This is a genomic window from Humibacillus xanthopallidus, from assembly GCF_006717145.1.
In the GTDB taxonomy this organism is placed as follows: Bacteria; Actinomycetota; Actinomycetes; order Actinomycetales; family Dermatophilaceae; genus Humibacillus; species Humibacillus xanthopallidus.
Window position 1 is genome coordinate 37,736 of record NZ_VFQF01000003.1, and the last position, 23,798, is coordinate 61,533.

19 protein-coding genes are annotated in these 23,798 nt (G+C 69.9%); 10 read left to right on the forward strand and 9 right to left on the reverse strand.

All coding sequences use genetic code 11. From position 1 onward, the window contains the following. Window positions 1-14: 14 nt before the first annotated feature. The 8 genes from FHX52_RS18195 to rpmH all read right to left on the reverse strand — a co-directional run bounded on the left by FHX52_RS18195 (window position 15) and on the right by rpmH (window position 6,684). Window positions 15-1,205: a ParB/RepB/Spo0J family partition protein gene (locus FHX52_RS18195; RefSeq protein WP_141823821.1), complete on the reverse strand. Its 1,191-nt coding sequence runs from the start codon at window positions 1,203-1,205 to the stop codon at window positions 15-17. A 381-nt stretch (window positions 1,206-1,586) separates the two neighbouring features. Further along, window positions 1,587-2,546, reverse strand: coding sequence for a ParA family protein (locus FHX52_RS18200; protein WP_342777968.1), 960 nt, complete (start codon window positions 2,544-2,546; stop codon window positions 1,587-1,589). A gap of 394 nt (window positions 2,547-2,940) precedes the next feature. Then, window positions 2,941-3,729, reverse strand: a complete 789-nt coding sequence (gene rsmG, locus FHX52_RS18205) for a 16S rRNA (guanine(527)-N(7))-methyltransferase RsmG (RefSeq protein ID WP_141823822.1) — start codon at window positions 3,727-3,729, stop codon at window positions 2,941-2,943. Between the two features lie 167 nt (window positions 3,730-3,896). Beyond that, complete coding sequence (locus FHX52_RS18210) at window positions 3,897-4,610, reverse strand: Jag family protein (RefSeq protein WP_141823823.1); 714 nt, start codon at window positions 4,608-4,610, stop codon at window positions 3,897-3,899. 140 nt (window positions 4,611-4,750) lie between these two features. After that, on the reverse strand, window positions 4,751-5,746 hold the full coding sequence (gene yidC, locus FHX52_RS18215) for a membrane protein insertase YidC (protein ID WP_141823824.1): 996 nt from the start codon (window positions 5,744-5,746) through the stop codon (window positions 4,751-4,753). A 42-nt stretch (window positions 5,747-5,788) separates the two neighbouring features. Beyond that, window positions 5,789-6,181 (reverse strand): membrane protein insertion efficiency factor YidD, encoded by a 393-nt coding sequence (yidD, locus tag FHX52_RS18220; RefSeq protein WP_141823825.1) that lies wholly within the window; start codon window positions 6,179-6,181, stop codon window positions 5,789-5,791. Beyond that, window positions 6,178-6,528: a ribonuclease P protein component gene (gene rnpA / locus FHX52_RS18225; protein ID WP_141823826.1), complete on the reverse strand. Its 351-nt coding sequence runs from the start codon at window positions 6,526-6,528 to the stop codon at window positions 6,178-6,180. The genes yidD and rnpA overlap by 4 nt, the downstream gene beginning before the upstream one ends. 18 nt (window positions 6,529-6,546) lie before the next feature. After that, window positions 6,547-6,684: a 50S ribosomal protein L34 gene (gene rpmH / locus FHX52_RS18230; protein WP_028051105.1), complete on the reverse strand. Its 138-nt coding sequence runs from the start codon at window positions 6,682-6,684 to the stop codon at window positions 6,547-6,549. Window positions 6,685-7,177: 493 nt separating this feature from the next. On the opposite strand from rpmH, the gene dnaA reads away from it, so the two are divergent. Continuing rightward, window positions 7,178-8,809 (forward strand): chromosomal replication initiator protein DnaA, encoded by a 1,632-nt coding sequence (gene dnaA, locus FHX52_RS18235; protein ID WP_246070220.1) that lies wholly within the window; start codon window positions 7,178-7,180, stop codon window positions 8,807-8,809. Between the two features lie 89 nt (window positions 8,810-8,898). Here the strand turns inward: dnaA and FHX52_RS18240 are convergent, their stop codons facing one another. Further along, the gene (locus tag FHX52_RS18240) at window positions 8,899-9,855 is read right to left on the reverse strand and encodes an NAD-dependent epimerase/dehydratase family protein (RefSeq protein WP_141823828.1); all 957 of its coding nucleotides are present in this window, start codon (window positions 9,853-9,855) and stop codon (window positions 8,899-8,901) included. Between the two features lie 116 nt (window positions 9,856-9,971). Between FHX52_RS18240 and FHX52_RS18245 the strand changes: the two genes are divergently transcribed. The 9 genes from FHX52_RS18245 to FHX52_RS24435 all read left to right on the forward strand — a co-directional run bounded on the left by FHX52_RS18245 (window position 9,972) and on the right by FHX52_RS24435 (window position 23,536). Next, window positions 9,972-10,775, forward strand: a complete 804-nt coding sequence (locus FHX52_RS18245; protein WP_141823829.1) for a TetR/AcrR family transcriptional regulator — start codon at window positions 9,972-9,974, stop codon at window positions 10,773-10,775. A gap of 637 nt (window positions 10,776-11,412) precedes the next feature. Next, entirely contained in the window at window positions 11,413-12,540 is a 1,128-nt protein-coding gene (dnaN, locus tag FHX52_RS18250; protein ID WP_141823830.1) for a DNA polymerase III subunit beta, read from the forward strand. A gap of 93 nt (window positions 12,541-12,633) precedes the next feature. Continuing rightward, a complete protein-coding gene (gnd, locus tag FHX52_RS18255; protein WP_141823831.1) occupies window positions 12,634-13,776 on the forward strand; it encodes a phosphogluconate dehydrogenase (NAD(+)-dependent, decarboxylating) in 1,143 nt (380 codons plus the stop codon). Between the two features lie 19 nt (window positions 13,777-13,795). Then, window positions 13,796-15,043, forward strand: coding sequence for a DNA replication/repair protein RecF (gene recF / locus FHX52_RS18260; RefSeq protein WP_141823832.1), 1,248 nt, complete (start codon window positions 13,796-13,798; stop codon window positions 15,041-15,043). Further along, on the forward strand, window positions 15,036-15,605 hold the full coding sequence (locus FHX52_RS18265) for a DciA family protein (protein ID WP_141823833.1): 570 nt from the start codon (window positions 15,036-15,038) through the stop codon (window positions 15,603-15,605). Before recF ends, FHX52_RS18265 begins: the two co-directional genes overlap by 8 nt. Window positions 15,606-15,822: 217 nt before the next feature. Then, window positions 15,823-17,340, forward strand: coding sequence for a protealysin inhibitor emfourin (locus FHX52_RS18270; RefSeq protein ID WP_141823834.1), 1,518 nt, complete (start codon window positions 15,823-15,825; stop codon window positions 17,338-17,340). A 362-nt stretch (window positions 17,341-17,702) separates the two neighbouring features. Further along, on the forward strand, window positions 17,703-19,889 hold the full coding sequence (gene gyrB, locus FHX52_RS18275) for a DNA topoisomerase (ATP-hydrolyzing) subunit B (protein ID WP_141824752.1): 2,187 nt from the start codon (window positions 17,703-17,705) through the stop codon (window positions 19,887-19,889). A gap of 144 nt (window positions 19,890-20,033) precedes the next feature. Further along, window positions 20,034-22,802, forward strand: a complete 2,769-nt coding sequence (gene gyrA, locus FHX52_RS18280; RefSeq protein ID WP_141823835.1) for a DNA gyrase subunit A — start codon at window positions 20,034-20,036, stop codon at window positions 22,800-22,802. After that, window positions 22,799-23,536, forward strand: a complete 738-nt coding sequence (locus FHX52_RS24435; protein ID WP_246070222.1) for a DUF3566 domain-containing protein — start codon at window positions 22,799-22,801, stop codon at window positions 23,534-23,536. Before gyrA ends, FHX52_RS24435 begins: the two co-directional genes overlap by 4 nt. Window positions 23,537-23,798: the final 262 nt, after the last annotated feature.

Here is a 23,798-nt window from a genome sequence, read left to right on the forward strand (position 1 = left end):
CGAGCTCAAGGGCTTCAGCGCTGCTCCTCGATGCCCATGAGGCCCATGATGCGGCGCAGGTCCTCGATCGAGGCGAACTCGACCGTGATCTTGCCCTTGCGCTGACCCAGAGCGATGTTGACCCGGGTCTCCAGGTGGTCCGAGAGGTTCGACGTGAAGTCGTCGAGCTGGGGGTGGCGGCTGCCGGCGCGCGGGCGACGAGGCTTGGCCGGCGTGGTGTCGTCACCGAGTGAGACGAGCTCCTCGACGGTGCGCACCGACAGCCCCTCCGCGACGATGCGCTGAGCCATCCGCTCCATGGCGGCGCCGTCGCTCAGGCCGAGCAGGGCGCGGGCGTGTCCGGCGCTCAGCACTCCGGCCGCCACGCGCCGCTGCACCAGGGGCGGCAGCTTGAGCAGGCGCAGCGTGTTGGAGATCTGCGGGCGGGAGCGGCCGATGCGCGTTGCGAGCTCCTCGTGGGAGCAGCCGAAGTCGTCGAGGAGCTGCTGGTAGGCAGCAGCCTCCTCGAGCGGGTTGAGCTGGCTGCGGTGAAGGTTCTCGAGGAGGGCATCGCGCAGCAGGTCGTCGTCGTGGGTGTCCTTGATGATCGCGGGGATGACCGCGAGGCCCGCCTCACGCGTCGCTCGCAAACGACGCTCGCCCATGATGAGCTCGAACCGGCGACCCTCGGCCGCTTCGAGCTCCCCCTCGGCGATGCGGCGCACGACGACCGGCTGTAGGACGCCGATCTCGCGGATCGAGTGCACCAGCTCGGCGAGCTGGTCCTCGTCGAAGACGGTGCGCGGCTGCTTGGGGTTGGGGCGGATCGAGTCCACGGGCAGCTCGGCGAACTCTGCGCCCGGCACCGGCGCCAGGACCGGACCTGCGTCCACGTCGGGCGTGACGTCGACCTGCGTGTCAGTCTCGCCGGCGTTCGGGCTGACCGGAGCGCCCGGGCTGCCGTCGGCGGGGGTACCAACCGAGCTGCGGGCCGAGCCGTCACTCTGACCCTGGCCGTCTCCCCCGGCGATGTCGCCGTGCTCGCCCGCTTCGTGCACAGGTCCGGGCGGCTCCTCGGTGAGCGTGGTCGTGCCACCAGCCTGCCCAGCCTCGGGCCGCTTCTGCTCGGTGAAGAAGACGTCGACAGGTCGGTTCGCGCCGCCGCTCGGTGCGCTCGGGATGAGTGCCCCAAGGCCTCGACCCAGTGCTCGCCGCTTCTCTGCCATGCCAACCCCTTGCTGTCCCGCTGGTGGTGACGCGGCCATCGCGCCCCGGGTCAGTCTAGGCGCAGCGAGGAGGGGGTTCGTGACGCCACGAGGGCGCCGTCACCGCGTCGATGGGTGCGTGTTTCACGTGAAACACCGAGGCCATGTTTCACGTGAAACAGGGCCCCGGTGTCGGTGGTGCGCGGGGAGCCACTACTGCAGCTCAGCACGTGCTCACGGCGCGTTGGTGACGGTCCACCCTGTTTCACGTGAAACATCCGCCCCAAGGGTGCGGGAGATTCTTGGTGTGACCGAGCCCTCGATGGAGAGTTGGCGGCGTTGTGGAGGGCTCTTGAACAGGTTGTGGAGCGGGGTTGTGAACGGGGTTGTGGAGGAAGACTGTTACTGCGGACCCGACGCGCCGCGGTCCGCGATCTCTCCGGCGGCCTCGAGGTAGGCCAGAGCGCCACTGCTTGCCGGGTCGTAGGTCATCACGGTCTCACCGAAGCTCGGCGCCTCCGACACGCGCACCGACCGCGGCACCGTCGTGCGCAGGACCTCCTCGGGGAAGTGTTCGCGCACCTCCTCGGCGACCTGGGCCGACAGTCGGGTGCGCCCGTCGTACATCGTCAGCAGGATCGTCGAGACGTGCAGTGGCGGGTTGAGGTGGGCCCGGACGAGCTCGATGTTCTTGAGGAGCTGCGAGAGGCCCTCGAGGGCGTAGTACTCGCACTGGATCGGGATGAAGACCTCGCTCGCGGCCACCATGGCGTTAACCGTCAGCAGTCCGAGGCTGGGTGGGCAGTCGATGAGGATGTAGTCGTAGGCGTGCCCGGTGGTTGCGGCTGCCGCGATCGCACGCTGGAGGCGGGACTCGCGTGCGACGAGCGAGACCAGCTCGATCTCGGCGCCGGCCAGGTCGATGGTCGCCGGCGCACAGAACAGGCCCGGCACCGTGGTGCACGGCTGCACAACCTCGAGCAGTGGCGCGCCGTCGACGAGCACGTCGTAGATCGACGGCACTTCCGCGTGGTGGTCGATCCCCAGCGCGGTGCTCGCATTGCCCTGAGGGTCGAGGTCGATCACGAGCACCTGGAGGCCGGCCTGGGCCATGGCCGCGGCCACGTTCACGGTGGTGGTCGTCTTGCCCACGCCACCCTTCTGGTTGGCGACTGTCAGCACCCTCGGCACCGCGGGCTTGGGGAAGGGTCGACCGGTCAGCTGGATCCGCCGACGTGCGTTGTCGGCAAGGTCGCGGGCCAGCGGGGTGTCGTCACCTGCGTCGGGGATGGCCGCCGCGAGCGCATCTCGATCCCCTGCCGACGGCCCCTCGACGCGAGGCGCGGGGACGGCTTGAGTCACTTCGTCCACAGTGTTGTCCCCAGCCCCGAGGTCCGTAGTTTCATGCTCAAAAACCGGCTCTCCGGTCAAGTTGTCCACTGCGTTGTCCACAGGCAAGTGACGATCCACACGCTGCTGGACCTGGGCTGGGGACGCCGTCTCGACGGCCCCCTCCGGGGCGGCCACGTCGTCCGCCCCGCCGGCCTCGTCGTCTGTTTCACGTGAAACCTTGAGCATCCTCGCCAGCCAGCCGAGGCGCCGGTGCTCTGGCGTCGGCTCGGGTTCCGAGGGCCAACCGAGGCTGGTCGACAGGGTCACTGGAAGGGCACCTCCGCAAGAGGGGGACGTGACCCGACCCTAGCCGGGTCGGCCAGGGTCACGCGATGGTCAGTCCGGGTGGGTGGGACAAAGGTCATCAGGAGCCGCGGCGTTCTCCACCGGGCGCGGCTGGGCCACGCCGGGTGCCGCCGTGTTGGGCACTGCGTCGGTCACGGGGTCGATCACTGCGTCGCCGGGCCGAGCCGGCGCTGCTCGGTGGCCGCGAGCGGAAGCGTCGTCGATCGAGGTGGTCACCGATAGTGACGGTGATGAGCCGCGTGGGTTCGTCGAGCACGTCCACGCCCAGCTCCAGCACCGAGGCGTCCACGGCGCCCAGCCTGGTGAGTGCGGTGCGCGCCTGGTTGAGCTCGTCATGGGCCTTGGACCCCTTGAGGGCCAGCAGCGTGCCCCGGGGCTGGAGCAGCGGCAGCGTCCACTCGGCGAGCTGCACGATGGTCGAGACGGCTCGAGCGGTCACCCAGGGAGCGCTGATGCGGTCCCAGAGCGACTCTGCGCGAGCGGTGTGGACCGTGACGTTCGTCAGGCCCAGCTCGGCCACGGTGCCGGACAGCCAACCGGTGCGGCGCGCCAGTGGTTCGACGAGGTGCAGGTGCAGGTCCGGGCGCGCGATGGCGAGCGCCAGACCTGGCAGGCCCGCGCCACTGCCGACATCGATGACGTCCTGGACCTGGTCGCGCCTCGGAATCGCAAGATGGGCAATGGCGCAGTTGAGGACGTGCCGGTCCCACAGCCGGGGTGCCTCCCTCGGCCCGATGAGTCCGTGGCTGATCCCTGTGTCGGCCAGTACTCGCACGAACTCCTCAGCCAGGGCCAACCGGTCCCCGAAGACGACGCCGGCTGCCGGGGGCGTCGGTGGAACGGCCACCTCCGGCTCCCCGGACCCTCCACCAGGACGGTCGCTCGGAGCGCCATCGTGCCCCTGAGTCACGAGCAGGCTCCCGCTGGCAGCGACCGGATGGGGGTGCCCGACGGGACGAGCGTCGAGCACACCGTCCCGTGTTTCACGTGAAACGTACCCGCCGGTCGAGGTCGTCAGGCCGGGAGAATGACGACGTGGCGCTTCGGGTCGACGCCCTCGGACTCGGACTCCAGCCCTGCAGCGGCCACCTCGTCGTGAACGACCTTGCGCTCGAACGCACTCATCGGTTCCAGCGACTTCTTCTCGCCGGTCGCCTTGACGTCCTCGATGGCGACGCGGGCCAGCTCGACGAGGGTCGCGCGGCGCTGCGCACGGTGGCCGGCGATGTCGAGCATGAGGCGGCTGCGCTCACCCGTCTCGACCTGCACGGCGAGACGCGTCAGCTCCTGGAGAGCCTCGAGGACCTTGCCGTCCGGGCCGACGAGACGGCGGGGCACCCGGCCCTCATCGGAGTCGACGATGGCGACGGCCGCGCGGTCGCCGTCGACGTCCACGTCGAGGTCCCCGTCGAGGTCGGCGATGTCGAGCAGGGTCTCGAGAAAGTCAGCCGCGACCTCACCCTCCCGCTCGAGCTGGCGCACGCGCGAGCCCTTCTTCGCGGGCGCGTCGGCCTCAGCAACATCCGCACCCTCGGCGTCCTCTGCGTCGACAGCGTCGTCGCCGTCCTCCCCCTCAGGAGCGTCCGCCTGCTCGGCGTCGCTCGGGCTGGCGGCCGTGTCGATCGAGCCCTCGGCGCTGTCGGTGCTGTTGGTGCTCTCGGGCTCCGTCGCCGACGGGGCGGCTTCGAGGTCGGTCGTGAGGTCCTCGGTGGACGTGGTGTCGCTCATGGTGCTGCTCCTTCGTTCACTGGCTCACTGACTGGTCGACGTGTGTCGTCACCGCAGGTCAGCAGCCCTCAGGCAGTGGTTCAGGGGGTTCAGGGGGTTCAGGGGGTTCAGGCGGGTCAGGAAATCAGGGGATCAGAGGATCAGCGACGGCTCTTCGGCGTCGAGGTCTTGGCTCGCTTCTTGCCCTTGGGCTGCTGGCGCTGCCCGGACTTCGGCGCGTCGTCCGGCACCTCGGCGTCGTCAGGCACGAGGCCCGGCACGACGAGCGGCTCGACGTCCTTGCCCTTGCGCTTGAGGCGCTCACTCCGTCGGCGCTCCGCCTCCGACCCGGGGGCCGGCATGTTGCGGATGACGTAGAACTGCTGGCCCATCGTCCACAGGTTGGTGGTCAGCCAGTAGATGAGGACACCGATCGGGAAGTTGATGCCAGAGATCGCGAAGAAGATCGGCATCAGGTAGAGCAGCACCTTCTGCTGCTTCGCGAACGGGTTGTCGAGCGCAGCCTGCGGCATGTTCTTGCGCATCAGCTGGTACTGCGTCGTGAACGTCGTCGCCGACATCAGGATGATGAGCACGACGGTGAGGATCTGGACGTTGAGGTTGCCGTTCGCCGTCACGAAGCTGTCGGAGAGCTTGGCTCCGAAGATCGTCGAGCTCTCGATCTGCTGCGCCACCTGCTGGGTGATCGGGCCGATCGCATCGTGCCCCGGCACACCCTCGGCCTGCGCCTTGAGGTTGTTGAGCAGCTGGAAGAGCGCGAAGAAGAAGGGGCTCTGGATGAGGATCGGCAGACAGCTGCTGAAGGGGTTGGTCCCCGTGCGGCGGTAGAGATCCATGATCTCCGCCTGCTGCGCCTTCTGGGACTCCGGGTCGCGCTTGCCCTTGTACTTCTTCTGGATCTTCTGCATCTCCGGCTGGATGAGCTGCATCCGCCGCGAGGAGTGGATCTGCCGCACGAAGAGCGGGATGAGCAGGATCCGGACGACGACCGTGAGGCCGACGATCGACAGCGCCCAGGCCCAGCCCGACAGGTCGCCGTTGAGGCCCATCTTGTCGAAGAGCCAGTGCCAGCCGTACATGACCCAGGCTTCACCGAACTTGATCGGATAGAGCAGGGTGTTGAAAAATTCGATCAACGTCAGTCCTCAGTGCTCAGATGCTCGCGGTGGCGGACACCGTCAGTCGGCACACCATATGCCGGGGTGGTCAGGTCGTGTGGTGCTCGTGCTCGTGGCGCCGGTCGGCCCGAGCCCAGCCTCGACACCAGTGTCGGGCGCGTCGCCGAGGTCAGCAGGCCGGAAGTCCTCGGGTCGCACGTCGTTGCGTGTCTCCCAGGTCAGCGGGACGGGGTCGACCCCACCCGGTGTCCACGGGTGGCAGCGTCCGAGCCGGCGCGCCGCGAGCCAGCCACCCTTGAGGGGACCGAACCGCTCGAGGGAGGTGACGGCATACGCGGAGCAGCTGGGGTAGAAGCGACACGTCGGGGGCCGCATCGGCGAGATGAAGCGCTGGTAGAGCCGCACCAGCAGCACGAGGGGCGCGGCCAGCCAGCGGTTCACCGTGGTGCTCATCGCCGGCACGCCTTGGCGAGCTGCCGCTCGAGCGCGACGTCGAGGTCGGCGTAGGTCGCGTCGGCCGCGGCCGCGTTGGCGCGCACGACGACGTCCACCCCAGCCGGTATGCCGTGCAACCGGGTCGCCATGCTCGCGCGCAGCCGGCGCTTGGTCCGGTTGCGGACGACGGCATTGCCGACGGACTTGGACACAACAAAACCGACGCGCGGCGGAAGCTCCGCACGCGCATCGGTCCGGTTGGCATGCACGACGATGAGTCGCCCGCCTGCTCTGGTGGCGCCGGGTCCGCGCACTGCCGCCGTGAAGTCCGCGCTCTCACGCAGACGGTGACGGGCGGGCAGCATCGCGCGGCCCTGGAGGCGTCAGGCCGAGAGCTCGGCGCGGCCCTTGCGGCGGCGGCCGGCGAGGATGGCACGGCCGGCGCGCGTGCGCATACGCAGGCGGAAGCCGTGCGTCTTGGCGCGACGGCGGTTGTTCGGCTGGAAGGTGCGCTTGCTCACGAGGATCTCCGTTTGCTTGCGAGTGCGCACCGAGGAGAATCGGCACCGCACCCGATGGTGGGCTTCTGCTGGTCTTCGGCGACCGCAATCGGCAGGCCCGTGGAGCTCCGGCAGGCGGCGTCCCCGGAGTTGGTCCGGGGATTTCGCGAGGTCGGGGCCATGGGCATGCGAAAGCGGTCGCAGACACGCTCGATCAACGATACGGGAGCCGTGGAAGAGCGGTCAAACCCGCCCAGTGCCAACCCCTATGGTGGGGCAGGACGGACAGCGCAAGCCGACACGCCGACACACACGAGATCTGTGGATGATTCGGTTGTGGGTACCTGCAGGAGTTGTTAGGTTTTCGACTCTCACGGACGCGGTCCCTCCTTGCACAGGCTGTGGACAAACGTGTGGACAACAGGGCAGGGTGCAGCGGATGGAACCGGCGGAGACTCCGTACGGAGTGCGCCGAGCAGGGGGCACGAGGACAGTTCAGGGGCAGGTGGAGTACGTGAGCGACGCAAGCGTCGACTATGCAGAGGTGTGGCGCCAGACGTTGCTGGCCCTCGATGCCGTCGGCCTCTCGGCCCAGGAGCGGGCCTTCACCCGGCTCTGCAGGCTCGTCGGGGTGCTCGACCAGACCGCCGTCGTGCGGGCCCCCGACACCTACACCAAGGACTTCCTCGAGACCCGCATCCGCGAGCAGATCCACCAGGCCCTGAGCCAGCGGCTCGGCCACCCCGTCCAGCTCGCCGTGTCGGTCGACGAGAGCCTCCAGCCCGACATGGGCATGCTCACCGACGAGCCCACCGGGGCGGCGTCCCGCTCGGCCGGCCCCGCCGGCGACCGCAACGGCTCGCACGCGAGCGGCCTGCCGGCATACAACCCGTTGCGCGACCTCGAGGAGAGCGCGCCCGACCTCGACGGCGCCGACCTCGACGACCCCCGCACCCAGCCGATGCAGCCGATGCGCGCCGTCGACCACTTTGGCTCGCACGCTGGACGCCCGTCGCCGTTCGCCACGGGCCATCGCGACCACGAGACCCCGATGTCCGGTGGTGAGAGCGGCCCGCTGCGCCAGATCCGGCCGGAGCCGACCACCTCCTCGAACGAGACGCGCCTCAATCCGAAGTACACCTTCGACACCTTCGTCATCGGTGCGAGCAACCGGTTCGCCCACGCGGCCGCCGTCGCCGTCGCCGAGGCGCCGGCCCGCGCCTACAACCCGCTCTTCGTCTACGGCGAGTCTGGGCTCGGCAAGACGCACCTGCTCCACGCGATCGGCCACTACGCACGCACGATGTTCCCCAACGTCCGGGTGCGCTACGTGAACTCCGAGGAGTTCACCAACGACTTCATCAACAGCATCCGCGACGACAAGGCGAGCGCGTTCCAGTCGCGCTACCGCAGCGTCGACGTGCTGCTCATCGACGACATCCAGTTCCTCCAGGGCAAGCTCCAGACCCAGGAGGAGTTCTTCCACACCTTCAACACGCTGCACAACGCCAACAAGCAGATCGTCATCACGAGCGACCTGCCGCCCCGCGAGCTATCGGGCTTCGAGGACCGGATGCGCACGCGCTTCGAGTCCGGCCTGCTGACCGACGTGCAGCCGCCCGACCTCGAGACCCGCATCGCGATCCTTCGCAAGAAGGCGATCCAGGACCGTATGACCGTGCCCGACTCGGTGCTCGAGTACATCGCGACGAACTTCAGCACCAACATCCGCGAGCTCGAGGGCGCGCTCATCCGCGTCACCGCCTTCAGCAACCTCAACCGGCAGCCGATCGACCTGCCGCTCGCTGAGATCGTGCTCAAGGACGTGCTGCCCAACGAGACCCCCAACCAGGTCACCGCGGCGACAATCATGGCGGTGACCGCCGCCTACTACGCGGTCACGCTCGAGGACCTGTGCGGCTCCTCCCGCTCGCGCCAGCTCGTCACCGCGCGCCAGATCGCCATGTATCTGTGTCGGGAGATGACCGACCTCAGCCTGCCGAAGATCGGCCAGCACTTCGGCGGTCGCGACCACACGACGGTCATGCACGCCGACCGCAAGATCCGTGAGCTCATGGGTGAGCGCCGCGCCATCTACAACCAGGTCACCGAGCTGACCAACCGGATCCGCCAGCAGTCGCACTGAGCAGATGAGGGCCGCGCGGCTCTCGTCCTGCCGGCGCGCTCAGTGCCTCGGGGTTCCTTGGTGCCCTGCGGGCCCGATGCCGTATGCCGTCAGTGACGTCGTGCGGCGATGGTGACCGTGAGTGCCTCCTCCCACGGCGTCGGGGCCAGCCCGAAGGTCTCCTGCGTGAGCGTGGAGTCGAGAACGAAGGGCCGCTCGAACTGGTGGCGGGTCTCGCGCAGCTCACGCATGAAGGGCACGACCACTCCGGCCGCGGTGCCGAGGGGGCGGGGCAACGTCAGCACGCGACGCGGCTTGGCGCCCGCCAGCCTCGCGACGTCGGCCGCGGCCTCGATGAAGGTGCGCGCCGGTGAGGTCGGCACATGCCAGGCGCGGCCCCACCCCCGGTCGTCGGTCGCCAGGCGCGCCGCGAGGGCTCCGACGTCGGGCACGTAGGTCCACGAGTGCGGGGCGTCGGGGCGCCCGACCGGCACGAACGGCATACGCCCGGCGAGGATCGAGTCGATCACGATGTCGTTCAGGTAGCTCGACATCTTCGTCGTGCCGGGCCCGAAGTAGTCGCTGCCGCGCAGCTCGGTGACCCGCACGCGCCCAGCCTCGTGCAGTGCCAGGGCCTGGGTCCACATGTCGGCGCGAAGGGCGCCCTTGTGGCCGGCCGGCCGCATCGGGTCGCTCTCGCGCATCGGGGCGCTCACCTCGCCGTAGCCGTAGAGGTTGCCGACGATGACGAGTCCCGCGCCGGTGGCCTCCGCGGCGGCCAGGGTGGCTGCGGCCACCGGCGGCCAGTCGGTGTCCCAGGTGAGGTAGCTCGGCGGGTTGACGGCGTTGACGATGCTCCCGGCCCCACGGGCCGCGGCCGTGAGCCCAGCGGCATCGCCGGCGTCCAGGGCGACGACCTCGACGGCGTCGGGGTGCTCGGCCTCCCACGGACGGTCGGTGACCCGGCCGGAGCGCGAGGCGAGGGTGACGGTGTGGCCGAGGCCGACGAGGGCGGCGGTCGTGGCCCGGCCGACGCCGCCGGCGCCGAGGACGAGGTGGTGGGTCATGGTGGTCTCCTCAGATTGAAGTGTGAGCACCGCTCACACTTCAAGGATGCACGGGGTGGCTGGCAAAAGCAAGAGCACTGCTCACATTTATCTCTGATCTGTGGGAGGCTCGACGCATGACGGCCGACGCCAGCACTGCGCCACCCCCCGGCAAGCGCGCCCGCAACCGGGCCGCGGTCGAGGCCGAGATCCTCGTCGTCGCGCGACGCCACCTCGCGACCGAGGGAGCAGCAGCGCTCAGCCTGCGCGCGATCGCCCGCGACCTCGGCATGGTCTCGTCAGGCATCTACCGCTACGTCGAGAGCCGCGACGAGCTGCTCACCCGGCTCATCGTCGACTCCTACCGCTCCTCGGCGCAGGCGGTGCGGTCCGCCCACGACGTCGTGCCGGCCGATGATCTGGCGGGGCGCTGGCGGGCCATCGGCCACGGCCTGCGCACGTGGGCCCTGCGCCACCCGCACGACTTCACCCTGCTCTACGGCTCGCCCGTGCCCGACTACGAGGCGCCGGCCGACCGCACCGGAGAGCCCGGCACCGCCGTGCTCGCCATCCTCGTCACCCTCGTCGTGGACACCCGCGACGCAGGCCGGCTCGCCGACCCCGACCAGCTCGGCCTCGGTGTCGACTCCACCGCCACCAACGACACCCGCCACCAGGCTGTCGCCGCCGGCCCCGCCGTCGACCTCGACGCGGCGGTCGGCCCGTTCCTGCGTGACCCGATGTTCGCCAGCACCGGACTGGACCCGGCGGCCCTCGCCCAGGGACTGTGCGCCTGGACCCTGCTTCTCGGCGCCGTGACGAGCGAGATCTTCGGTCAGCTGGGTCCGGTCCCGGACCCCGACGCCCTCTTCGAGGTGCTCCTCACGGCCGCCGGCTCCACCATTTTGTCCGCGAACGGCCTGCCGCCGACATCTCCGTAGCCCCACGAACAGTCCGGCACGACGCCCACACGCAAGCCGTCTCCACAGCCCCACCCCGGAGCCGGCGCTTCACCGTGCACAGTCATCCACAGATCCATCCACAGCTGTGTGCACAGCGTGACCTGTCCGAGACCTGTGCGCCCAGAGGCGGACCTGTCGCGACTTGTCCACTGGTTGTGGATAACCATGTGGACGTCCGAGAGGTCCCTTCTCCACAGGACACCCACCGCGCGTCCCCCGGCCCGGCCTCCCGTCCACACTTTTCCACAGCAGGGTGTGGACAGCTGTGGATGAAGGGCCGCATCCTGCGGACAACTCCCACACGACCTGTGTGAACCATGTGGGGACGCCCGGCTCGTCCACACCCCGACTGTCGTTCACGAGTCCGTCGCCCACAGCCGAACCACACGCCGACTCGCGCCCTGACCTGCCGCGACAGCGGTTTTCCACAGTGTCCACACCACCTACGACCATGACGAACCTCCCGAGAAAGGGTTTCGCCCCGACAACGAGGGCAGGAGCCGACCACCCCTCGGGAGCGAGCCTGTCGCGCTTGTGTGGACTCGGTGGTGCACCATGGCGGCAGGCACTAGTGTCTGTCCCCCGATCTGTCGTTCCTCGTCGAAGTGAGTGCACCGTGAAGTTCCGCGTTGAGCGAGACGTCCTGGCCGACGCCGTGACCTGGGTGGCGCGGGGCCTGCCGGCCCGCCCGCCGGTGCCGGTGCTCGCTGGAGTGCTCATCGAGGCGAACGAGGAGGGCACGCTGACGCTGTCGGCGTTCGACTACGAGGTCTCGGCCCGCATCACCGTGTCGGCCGACGTCGCCGAGGCGGGTCAGGTGCTCGTGCTCGGTCGGCTCCTCGCCGACATCTCGCGCAACCTGCCCAACAAGCCCATCGACGTCAGCACCGACGGCACCAAAGTCAACGTTGCCTGCGGCTCCTCCCGCTTCGCCCTGCGCGAGATGCCCGTCGCCGACTACCCGACGCTGCCGACCTCCCCAGATGTCAGCGGCACGATCGCCGGCGACGTCTTCACTCAGGCCGTCGCCCAGGTTTCGGTGGCCGCCGACAAGGGCGACACCCTCCCGATCCTCACCGGCGTGCGCATGGAGATCGACGGCGACAAGGTGACCCTGCTCGCCACCGACCGCTACCGCCTCGCCATGCGTGAGCTGACCTGGTCGCCGGCCGCCACCGACGCGAGCCACGTCGCGCTCATCCCGGCCCGTCAGCTCTCCGACACCGCCCGCGCGCTCGGCGCCTCGGGCTCCATCGAGCTGTCGCTCGGCTCCGGCAGCGACGGACTCATCGGCTTCGAGGCAGGTCAGCGCCGTGCGACGACCCGCCTGCTCGACGGCGAGTACCCCAAGGTGACCTCGATCTTCCCGACCTCCGTCGACACCGAGGCGGTCATCGAGACCGCGGCGCTCGAGGAGGCCGTCAAGCGCGTCGCCCTCGTCGCCGAGCGCAACACCCCCGTCCTGCTGAAGTTCACCGACGGTCAGGTCGCCATCGAGGCCGGCACGGGCGACGACGCCCAGGCGTCCGAGGCCGTCGAGGCCACGCTCACCGGCCCCGAGATCCAGATCGCCTTCAACCCGCAGTTCCTCCTCGACGGCCTGCACGCGGTCGGCACCCCGTGGAGCCGCCTGTCCTTCACCCAGCCAAGCCGCCCCGCCGTGCTCAGCGGCCAGGCCGAGGCCGACAGCGACGCCGACGCGACCTACCGCTACGTCCTCATGCCGGTCCGCTTCGCCAGCTGACCGACGCCCCTCGCGTCACCGCTGCGGTATGCCGTCCGGCTGACGTAGCCTCGAACAGCCCCGCCCCGCTCCTTCCGCAGAAAGGCACGCGACATGCAGCTCGGTCTCATCGGTCTCGGCAAGATGGGCGGCAACATGCGCGAGCGGTTGCGCCGCGCTGGGCACGAGGTGGTCGGCTTCGACCGCAACCCCGACGTCGCGGACGTCAAGACGCTGCCGGCGCTCGTCAAGGCGCTCGAGGCCCCTCGCGTCGTGTGGGTGATGGTGCCGGCCGGTGACCCGACCCGCGAGACCGTGGCCAAGCTTGCCGAGCTGCTCGAGCCCGGCGACCTCGTCATCGACGGCGGCAACTCCCGCTTCACCGACGACTTCGAGAACGCCAAGCTGCTCGGCGCGAAGAAGATCGGCTACGTCGACTGCGGCGTCAGCGGCGGCATCTGGGGCCTCGAGAACGGCTACGGCCTCATGTGCGGCGGCGACAAGAAGTGGGTCACGCGCGCGATGCCCATCTTCGACGCACTGCGCCCCGAGGGCCCGCGTGACGAGGGCTTCGTCCACGCCGGCAAGGTCGGCGCCGGGCACTACACGAAGATGGTGCACAACGGCATCGAGTACGGCCTCATGGCGGCCTACGCCGAGGGCTTCGAGCTGCTCGAGAAGAAGGACATCGTCACCGACGTTCCCGGCGCGTTCAAGGCCTGGAGCCGTGGCACGGTCGTGCGCTCCTGGCTGCTCGACCTCATGGTCGACGCGCTCGAGGAGAACCCGCACCTCGACGACGTCTCCGACTACACGAACGACTCCGGCGAGGGACGGTGGACCGTCGAGGAGGCCATCGCCCTCTCGGTGCCGATGCCGGTCATCTCCGCCTCGCTCTTCGCCCGCTTCGCCTCGCGCCAGCAGAGCTCGCCGACGATGCAGGCCGTCGCGGCGCTGCGCGGCCAGTTCGGCGGTCACCAGGTCATGACGATCGCCGAGGGCGACAAGCTGCGCACCGGCGACGTGCCGGCCACCGCGAAGCGGGCCGCCCGCAGGGAGTCGCCGACCAAGCAGGCGGCCAGGCGTGGCGCGGCCAAGAAGGCGAGCGCCGGGGCACAGGCGTCGGCCTCCCGGGCCAACGTCGGCGCGGCGAAGAAGGCCGTCGCCTCGGGCACGGCCACCTCGACGCAGGCGACCGACACCGCCGACTCGGCCCGCGGGCAGAAGCGCGCCGCGAAGAAGACGTCGAAGTCCTGACCAGGAGCGCCGGTCCTTCTTGCACGTCCGCCACCTGACCCTCAAGGACTTCCGGAGCTATCCGAGCGCCGAGCTCGCGCTGACGCCGGGGGTCACGACGTTCGTCGGTCTCAACGGGCAGGGCAAGACCAACCTCGTCGAGGCGATCGGCTACCTCGCCACCCTCGGCTCGCACCGGGTGGCGACGGACCAGCCGCTCGTCCGCTTCGGGGCCGCCCAGGCGATCGTGCGCGGGGCCATCGTGCGCGACGAGCACGAGACGATGGTCGAGCTCGAGATCACGCCCGGCCGAGCCAACCGGGCGCGGCTCGGGCGCTCCCCCGTCGCACGCCCGCGCGACGTGCTCGGCACCGTGCGCACGGTGCTCTTCGCCCCCGAGGACCTCTCCCTCGTCAAGGGCGACCCGTCGGAGCGCCGCCGCTTCCTCGACGAGCTGCTCGTGCAGCGCCAGCCGCGCTGGTCGGGGGTGCGCTCCGACTACGACAAGATCCTCAAGCAGCGCAATGCTCTGCTGAAGTCGGCGGCGCCCGTGCTGCGCAAGGGTTCCCGTCGACCACCACGCCCGCCGCGTGACGGAGAGCCACTCGTCGACGAGGCGCGCGAGTCGGCGCTCCAGACGCTCGACGTGTGGAACGACCACCTCGCGACCGTCGGCTCGCAGCTGCTCTATGCCCGCCTGCGGCTCCTGCGCGACCTCGTGCCCGACCTCGCCGACTGCTACGACGCCGTCAGCGCCGCGCCGTCCAACGCTCGGGCGACCTACCGCAGCTCGCTCCACGAGGAGCTCGCCGCGCGCATCGCGGCCGGCGAGGTCCCCGAGATCGACGAGCTGCGCGCCGGCATGCTCGAGACGCTCGACTCGGTGCGGACGGGCGAGATCGAGCGCGGAATCTCGCTCGTCGGCCCGCACCGTGACGACGTCGTGCTCTCCCTCGGCGACCTGCCCGCGAAGGGCTATGCCAGCCACGGCGAGTCCTGGAGCTTCGCGCTGGGACTCAAGCTCGCGGCATACCGGCTGCTGCGGCGCGACCTCGGCGACGACCCGGTTCTCGTGCTCGACGACGTCTTCGCCGAGCTCGACTCAGGGCGACGCGAGCGGCTCGCTGCGCTCGTCGGTGACTGCGAGCAGGTGCTCATCACGGCTGCGGTGGGCGCCGACGTGCCCGACGTCCTGCGCGAGCGCGGAAGCACCGTCCTCGTCGAGCTCGGTCAGGTGGTCACCGAGGCCGGAGGCGAGCCGCTCGAGCCCGTGCCCGCCGATGAGTGACGAGCCGCCGACCCCGGACGCAGCCGCGGACCCGCTGCCGGAGCCGACCGACGCCGACACCCGCATCGCCGACGCCGCGGCCTCCGCCCTCGCCCGCGCGCGAGCCGCGGCCGCCGAGAAGGGACTGCGCCCGGGCATGAAGCCCAAGCGCCGCCGGCGCCTCCAGGGCGACGGCGCGACGCTGTCGGGCAGCGCCCGCGACGGCCGCGACCCCGCGCTGCTCGGCGACCAGCTCGACCGGCTGCTCGTCGACCGCGGGTGGAAGGTCGACGTCGCCGTCGGCTCGGTGATGGGGCGCTGGCCGGAGATCGTCGGGGCCGACATCGCCGCCCACGTCGAGCCGGTGAGCTTCACCGACGGGGTGCTCACCGTGCGCGCCGACTCGACCGCGTGGGCCACGCAGATCCGGCTGCTCGCCTCGTCGCTCCTCGCCCGCGTCGAGGAGGAGATCGGCGCCGGCGCGGTCACCGAGCTGCGCGTCGTCGGCCCGTCGGCACCGTCGTGGAACCGCGGCGCCCGCCGCTCCCCCGACTCCCGTGGCCCTCGCGACACCTACGGCTGACCCGTCTCCCGACCGCCCGCGCCCCTCAATCGAAAGAGCACTTCGTCGGCCGCCCGCTCCTGACTCACCCATTAGACAGGAGAGCCAATCGAAAGCAGTTCGTCGGCCGCCGCTCGACGGGCGTATGCCGTCCGCCGCGCCCACGCACGCCGCTGACCTCGGGTGACCCACGTGTCCTGACGGGCGGGTGTCGGTGTTCCGTCGCAGACTGTCGTCCATGACCCGATCGACCTCGCCGTACTGCCCCGCCATCATCCCGCCCTACATGCTCGAGACGCTGGCCCAGAGCGACGAGCCGCTGGTCGCGCGGCGCGCCCAGGAGTCTCTCGCGCACGACGCCGAGCTGCGGGCCTCCCGTCGCACGCCCACTGCGCGGCCGACCCGCACCCGCGCGCCGCGCCGCGAGGACGTCGGTGCCGGCGCTCCCGGAGCCCACGGCACGGGTCCGCACCGCACGATCGCCGACGCGAAGGGCTCGCAGAAGCTTCCCGGCACGACGGTGCGCACGGAGGGCCAGCCGCCGACGAGCGACGTCGCGGTCACCGAGGCCTACGACGGGCTCGGCGCCACGTGGCAGCTGTGGTCGCAGGCCTACGACCGCGACTCCCTCGACGGCAAGGGCATGCCGCTGCTCGCCTCCGTCCACTACGGCCGCAACTACGACAACGCCTTCTGGGACGGCTCGCAGATGGTCTTCGGCGACGGCGACGGCGTCATCTTCGAGCGCTTCACGAGCAGCCTCGACGTCATCGGGCACGAGCTCGCGCACGGGGTCACCGAGCACACGGCCGGTCTGCTTTACCAGGGGCAGTCAGGGGCGCTCAACGAGTCGATCTCCGACGTGTTCGGCGTGCTCGTCAAGCAGCACAGCCTCGGGCAGAGCGCCGAGCAGGCCGACTGGCTCGTCGGCGCCGAGCTGCTCAGCCCGTCGGTTCAGGGGCGCGCGCTGCGCGACATGCGCAACCCCGGCACCGCCTACGACGACCCGCGCCTCGGCACCGACCCGCAGCCCGCGCACATGGACCACTACGTCGACACCCGCGACGACAACGGCGGCGTCCACATCAACTCCGGCATCCCCAACCGCGCCTTCGTGCTCGCCGCGCTCGCCATCGGTGGCAACGCGTGGGAGGCGCCCGGCGCCATCTGGTATGCCGTCCTGTCGGGTGACGGCATCCGCGCCGACTGTGACTTCGCGACCTTCGCAGGCCTCACGGTGGCCGCGGCCGGAAGTGCGCACGGCGAGGGCTCGTCGCAGCAGGTCGCGGTCCGTTCGGCCTGGGAGCAGGTGGGGGTGCTCGAGCCCAGCACGACTCCGCCCGTCCCGCCCGCACCGGCCGACCCCGGCACGGGAGCACCGGCCGACGGCAGCGGGGCACCGGCCGACGGCAGTGGGGTACCGGGGACGGGCCAAACAGGTGGCGACGGGTCCACCACCGACGGGCCGAGCACCGACGCCGAGGTCGTGCTGCGACGCACCGGAGGCTTCGCCGGCCTCGTCCGGGAGCGACGGCTGTCCCTGCACGAGCTTCCCGACCGCGATGCCAAGGACTGGCAGCACCTGCTCTCGGCGCCGACCCTCCAGCGCATCGCCGCCTCGACCGAGCGCACCCACCCCGATGCCTACATCTACTCCGTCGTCTGCGACGAGGCCGGGTGCGACGTCACTCTCCAGGAGCCGCACCTGCCCGAGGCGATCCACTCCCTCTTCGAGCGCACCCTGCGCACCGACTGAGGCCCTGGAACCACGTTCCACAGTCCGTGTTGTCCACCGTCCGGCGAGCCGTGAGGGAGGTGTGGAGGACGCGGGCCGAGCGGGTCCGAGGAAGCGCCGGAGGGGCGCCGCGGCCCCCATTCGTGATCCTCCCCTCGGATCCGAGGGTTTCGGGGCCGGAAAGTGGCTCTCCTGTGCGTCAGGAGGCACGTCGGGGGCCCGCAGACCGTTAGAATGACAGGGACTCGGCTCGAGCGTGTCATCTCGCTCGGGCCGTCCCATGTGTCGCCACTGCGGGCGACCGCATGCCTGGGCTCCGCGCCCGGGCCTGCCGTGCACAACCGAGGAGAAACGTGTCCGAGGCCGATCAGACGCCCGACCAGATGCCCGACAACAGCCTGCCCCCAAGTCTCCCACCTGTCGCCGCCGACACAGCCGCTGCCACCGTCACCCCGGCTGCCACCGCCGCGGTCGACGCGCGTCCCAACGGGGTCGACTACGACGCGAGCGCGATCACTGTGCTCGAGGGTCTCGAGGCCGTGCGCAAGCGTCCGGGCATGTACATCGGCTCGACCGGCCCCCGCGGTCTTCACCACCTCGTCTACGAGATCGTCGACAACGCCGTCGACGAGTCCCTCGCCGGCTACGCCGACACGATCGACGTCACCCTGCTCGCCGACGGCGGTGTCCGGGTGCGCGACAACGGTCGAGGCATCCCCACCGACATCCACCCGATCGAGAAGATCAGCGCCGTCGAGCTCGTCCTCACTCAGCTGCACGCCGGTGGCAAGTTCGGCGGCGGCGGCTACAAGGTCTCCGGTGGCCTGCACGGCGTCGGCAGCTCGGTGGTCAACGCCCTCTCGACGCGGCTCAAGGCAGCCGTGCGCCAGAAGGGCCACGTCTTCCGGATGAGCTTCACCCACGGCGTGCCCGACGGCCCCCTCGAGCAGATGGAGGCGACCGACGAGACCGGCACGACGATCACCTTCTGGCCCAACGACGAGATCTTCGAGAGCGTCGACTACGACTTCGAGACGATCCGCGCCCGCATGCAGCAGATGGCCTTCCTCAACAAGGGCCTGACGATCAACCTCGTCGACGAGCGCGTCGAGCGCCCCGAGGTCGGTGACGACGACGTCGACCTCGACGACATCGACAACGAGATCACCGAGGTCGAGCAGGACGACGAGGCCGAGGAGGACGCCGCAGCCACCACCCCCGGCGCGACCAGCCCCGACGGCCAGGCCGCGAAGAAGACCGTCACGGCCAAGAAGGTCAGCTACCGCTACGACAACGGCCTCGTCGACTACGTCAACCACATCAACGGCAGCAAGCGCAGCGAGCCCGTGCACCCCGAGGTCATCTCCATCGAGGTCGAGGACACCGAGCGGTCGCTCAGCCTCGAGCTCGCGATGCAGTGGACCAACGCCTACAGCGAGTCGGTGCACACCTACGCCAACGCGATCAACACCCACGAAGGCGGCACGCACGAGGAGGGCTTCCGCGCGGCGATGACCAAGCTCATCAACGACTTCGCCCGCCGCCAGAACCTCCTCAAGGACAAGGACGAGAACCTCACCGGCGACGACGTGCGCGAGGGCCTCACCGCGGTCATCTCGGTCAAGCTCGCCGAGCCGCAGTTCGAGGGCCAGACGAAGACCAAGCTCGGCAACTCCGAGGTCAAGGGCTTCGTCCAGCGCGCCATGACCGACGAGTTCGGCCACTGGCTCGGCGCCCACCCCAACGAGGGCAAGGACATCGTGCGCAAGTCGGTGCAGGCCGCTGCCGCGCGCATGGCCGCCCGCAAGGCCCGCGAGGCCACGCGCCGCAAGGGCCTGCTCGAGTCGGGCGGCCTGCCGGGCAAGCTCAAGGACTGCCAGAGCAAGGACCCCCGCATCTCCGAGGTCTTCATCGTCGAGGGCGACAGCGCCGGGGGCTCGGCCACGCAGGCCCGCAACCCGCACACCCAGGCGATCCTCCCGATCCGCGGCAAGATCCTCAACGTCGAAAAGGCGCGCATCGACAAGATCCTCGCCAACAACGAGGTCCAGGCGCTCATCTCGGCGTTCGGTACCGGCATCGGTGAGGACTTCGACATCGACAAGGCGCGCTACCACAAGATCGTGCTCATGGCCGATGCCGACGTCGACGGCATGCACATCCGCACGCTGCTGCTGACGCTCCTCTTCCGCTTCATGCGCCCGCTCATCGAGGCCGGCTACGTCTACCTCGCCCAGCCGCCGCTCTACCGGATGCGCTGGAGCAACGCGCCGCACCAGTTCGCCTACAGCGACCGCGAGCGCGACGGCCTGCAGCAGATCGGCGAGGGCAAGGGTTGGCGCCTGCCCAAGGACAACCCCGTCCAGCGCTACAAGGGCCTCGGTGAGATGAACTACGCCGAGCTCGGCGAGACGACGATGGACGTCAAGACGCGCACGCTCCTCCAGGTCACCCTCGAGGACGCCGCGAAGTCCGACGAGGTCTTCGCCGTCCTCATGGGCGAGGACGTCGAGTCCCGGCGCAGCTTCATCCAGAAGAACGCCCGCGACGTGCGCTTCCTCGACATCTGACCCGTCGAGTGCTCACTTCCTGACCCTTTGAAGGGCCCGCCAGCCCCGCTGGGACGGTCAGGAAGTGAGCACTCGACGAAGACGGCATACCTCCTGCGTTGCACTGCACTGCACTGAATCTGACTGAGAGACAAAGGGACTGACGTGAGCGACGACCTGCCTCCCATCGACGGAGACGACGTCAACGAGACGCCCGACGAGACGACCGAGCCCGACGACGACGTCGTCGACACGGCGCACGAGCAGGGCACCGCCCCGATCGAGCGCGACGACGACGAGACCGACCGGGTCGAGGCCGTCGACCTCAACAACGAGATGCAGCGCAGCTACATCGAGTACGCGATGTCGGTCATCGTGTCCCGTGCGCTGCCCGACGTGCGGGACGGCCTCAAGCCGGTGCACCGGCGCATCGTCTACGCGATGTACGACGGCGGCTACCGTCCCGACCGCGGCTACAACAAGTGCGCGCGCGTCGTCGGCGATGTCATGGGCCACTACCACCCGCACGGCGACTCGGCGATCTACGACGCCCTCGTGCGCCTCGTGCAGGACTGGTCGCTGCGCTACCCGCTCGTCGACGGCCAGGGCAACTTCGGCTCGCGCGGCAACGACGGTGCGGCCGCCCCTCGATACACCGAGTGCCGGATGGCCCCCATCGCCATGGAGATGGTGCGCGACATCGAGCAGAACACCGTCGACTTCGTGCCGAACTACGACGGCAAGACGCTGCAGCCCTCGGTCCTGCCGAGCCGCTTCCCCAACCTGCTCGTCAACGGCTCGGCCGGCATCGCCGTCGGCATGGCGACCCAGATCCCGCCGCACAACCTGCGTGAGGTCGCGGCCGGCGCCGAGTACTACCTCAAGCACCCCGAGATCGGCCGCGAGGAGCTGCTCGAGCACCTCCTGACGATCATCAAGGGCCCCGACTTCCCGACCGGCGCCCTGATCATGGGTCACCGGGGCATCGAGGACGCCTACCGCACGGGCCGCGGGTCGATCATCATGCGCGCGGTCGTCAACGTCGAGGAGGTCGGCAACCGCCAGGCCCTCGTCGTCACCGAGCTGCCCTACCAGGTCAACCCCGACATGCTGGCGATGAAGATCGCCGACCTCGTCAAGGACGGCAAGGTCTCGGGCATCGCCGACATCAACGACGAGACGTCGGGCCGCACGGGCCAGCGACTCGTCATCACGCTCAAGCGTGACGCCGTCGCGAAGGTCGTGCTCAACAACCTCTACAAGCACACGCAGCTGCAGACGACGTTCGGCGCCAACATGCTCGCGCTCGTCGACGAGGTGCCGCGCACCCTGCCGCTCGACGGCTTCATCCGGCACTGGGTCGACCACCAGATCGAGGTCATCGTCCGGCGCACGACCTTCCGGCTCAACAAGGCCGAGGCCGACATCCACCTGCTGCGGGGCTACCTCAAGGCCCTCGACATGCTCGACGAGGTCATCGCCCTCATCCGGGCCTCGCGCACGGTCGAGATCGCGCGTGACGGCCTCATCGAGCTGCTCTCGATCGACGAGATCCAGGCGGCGGCGATCCTCAACATGCAGCTGCGCCGCCTCGCCGCCCTCGAGCGCGAGAAGATCCAGCAGGACCACGACGCCCTGCAGGAGATGATCGACGAGTACCGCGCGATCCTCGCCTCGCCACAGCGCCAGCGCGACATCGTCTCGGAGGAGCTGCAGGCGATCGTCGACAAGTACGGCGACGAGCGGCGCACCGAGATCTTCCCGTTCGACGGCGACATGTCGATGGAGGACCTCATCCCCGAGGAGGACGTCGTCGTCACGATCACCCGTGGCGGTTACGCGAAGCGCACGCGCGTCGACCAGTACCGCTCGCAGAAGCGCGGCGGCAAGGGCGTGCGCGGTGCCTCTCTCCGCGGGGAGGACGTCGTCGAGCACTTCTTCACGACGACGACCCACCACTGGCTGCTCTTCTTCACCAACCTCGGCCGGGTCTACCGCGCCAAGGCCTACGAGCTGCCGGAGGGCTCGCGCGACAGCAAGGGCCAGCACGTCGCCAACCTGCTCGCCTTCCAGCCGGGCGAGCAGATCGCCCAGGTGCTCGCGCTGCGCGACTATGCGGCCGGTGACTACCTCGTGCTCGCGACGCGCGCCGGGCTCGTCAAGAAGACGCGCCTGTCCGACTACGACTCGCCCCGCTCGGGCGGACTCATCGCGATCAACCTGCGCGACGGCGACGAGCTCGTCGGTGTGGGCCTCGCCTCCAACCGCGACGACCTGCTGCTCGTCTCGCGCAAGGGCCAGTCGGTGCGCTTCACCGCGACCGACGAGGCGCTGCGCCCGATGGGCCGCTCGACCTCCGGCGTCACGGGCATGAAGTTCCGTGCCGGCGACCACCTCCTCGCGATGGCAGTCGTCGAGGAGGGCGAGAGCCCCGACGTGTTCGTCGTCTTCGAGAACGGCCTGGCCAAGCGCACCCCGGTCGCGGAGTACCGCCTCCAGGGCCGCGGCGGTCTCGGCATCCAGGTGGCCAAGCTCTCCGACAAGGGCGGCGACCTCGTCGGTGCCCTGACGGTGAGCGAGACGGACGAGGTCATGGTCGTCATGGAGAAGGGCAAGATCGTGCGTTCGCGCGTCGACGAGGTGCGCCACACCGGCCGCTCGACGCAGGGCGTTAAGTTCGCGACGCCCGACAAGGGCGACTCGATCGTCGCCGTCGCCCGCAACGCGGAGTCGGCCACGGAGGCCGAGCTCGAGGAGGCGGCGGACGGCATACCGGCTGGTGGTTCTGACGGCGTCGATGCGGACACGACCGGCGTGTCGGGTGCGTCCGCGGACGGGGCGCCCGCTACGGTTCCCGGCCCCGATGGCGTACCGTCGGACGAGACCGGGACCAACGACGCTTCGTCAGAGGGCGACAGCGGAGGTGACGAATGAGCACGACCAGCGAGGGCGGGTCACTCGGGAAGACCCAATGGGGATCTGACCCGACGGCCCCCATCACGAGCAACGGCTCGTCGAGCAGCTCTGCCTCCACGCAGGCCGTGAGCACCTCGTCGGGCAGCGGATCCAACGGGTCCGGTGGCTCGACCGGTGGCTCGACGACCTACTACGGCAGCAACGGCGCGAGCTTCGACTCGGGCTCGCAGGCGGCCGTGGGCTCGAGCGGCTCAGCGCCCAACACCTCGGGTGCCGACACGGGCGGCACGCCGCTGACCCGTGGCGCCGTGACGACGCAGACGGCACCGACGAAGAAGGTCGCCCCCGCCGCTACGGCCGCCCGCCCGGCCGCGCGCAAGGCCAAGGGCCCGCGCCGGGTCCGCCTGGCCGTCGCGCGCATGGACCCGTGGTCGGTCATGAAGATGAGCTTCCTGCTCTCGGTCGCTCTCGGCATCGCCGGCGTCATCCTCACCGCTGTGCTCTGGATGATCCTGTCGACGATGAACGTCTTCAGCGACATCGAGGGCGTGCTCCAGTCGCTCCAGACGACGACGTCCGACCCGTTCTCGATCAAGGACTACGTCGGCTTCGGCCGCGTCGTGTCGCTCTCGATCGTCATCGGTGTCATCGACGTCATCCTCATGACGGCCATCGCCACGGTCATGGCCTTCCTCTACAACATCTGCTCCGCCCTCGTCGGCGGCGTGCAGCTCACGCTCACCGACGACTGAGCAGCCAGATCTCCCAGCCCCGTCGGGGCGATCACGTATGCCGGGTGGCCCGCCACCCGGCATACGTGCGTCTGCGGGTGGCTTGGTGCGGGGCTGGCGAGTGACTGGGTCAGCCTCGGGCGCTCGGACGCCGCCGAGGCTGACGGCACCATCAACTGGTTGATCAACTGGGCGATCAACTAGGCGCTGGTGCTGCCCTGACGACACCTCACCCGAGTTGATCCACCGGTTGATCGACCAGGTGATGTGGGCCCGGCTCGCC

Coding starts and splice junctions, on each gene's coding strand:
- FHX52_RS18195 (WP_141823821.1), bottom strand. CDS start 1,205: ATGGCAGAGAAGCGGCGAGCACTGGGTCGAGGCCTTGGGGCACTCATC.
- FHX52_RS18210 (WP_141823823.1), bottom strand. CDS start 4,610: ATGAGCGACACCACGTCCACCGAGGACCTCACGACCGACCTCGAAGCC.
- yidD (WP_141823825.1), bottom strand. CDS start 6,181: ATGAGCACCACGGTGAACCGCTGGCTGGCCGCGCCCCTCGTGCTGCTG.
- rnpA (WP_141823826.1), bottom strand. CDS start 6,528: ATGCTGCCCGCCCGTCACCGTCTGCGTGAGAGCGCGGACTTCACGGCG.
- FHX52_RS18240 (WP_141823828.1), bottom strand. CDS start 9,855: ATGACCCACCACCTCGTCCTCGGCGCCGGCGGCGTCGGCCGGGCCACG.
- FHX52_RS18245 (WP_141823829.1), top strand. CDS start 9,972: ATGACGGCCGACGCCAGCACTGCGCCACCCCCCGGCAAGCGCGCCCGC.
- gnd (WP_141823831.1), top strand. CDS start 12,634: ATGCAGCTCGGTCTCATCGGTCTCGGCAAGATGGGCGGCAACATGCGC.
- FHX52_RS18265 (WP_141823833.1), top strand. CDS start 15,036: ATGAGTGACGAGCCGCCGACCCCGGACGCAGCCGCGGACCCGCTGCCG.
- FHX52_RS18270 (WP_141823834.1), top strand. CDS start 15,823: ATGACCCGATCGACCTCGCCGTACTGCCCCGCCATCATCCCGCCCTAC.
- gyrB (WP_141824752.1), top strand. CDS start 17,703: ATGCCCGACAACAGCCTGCCCCCAAGTCTCCCACCTGTCGCCGCCGAC.
- FHX52_RS24435 (WP_246070222.1), top strand. CDS start 22,799: ATGAGCACGACCAGCGAGGGCGGGTCACTCGGGAAGACCCAATGGGGA.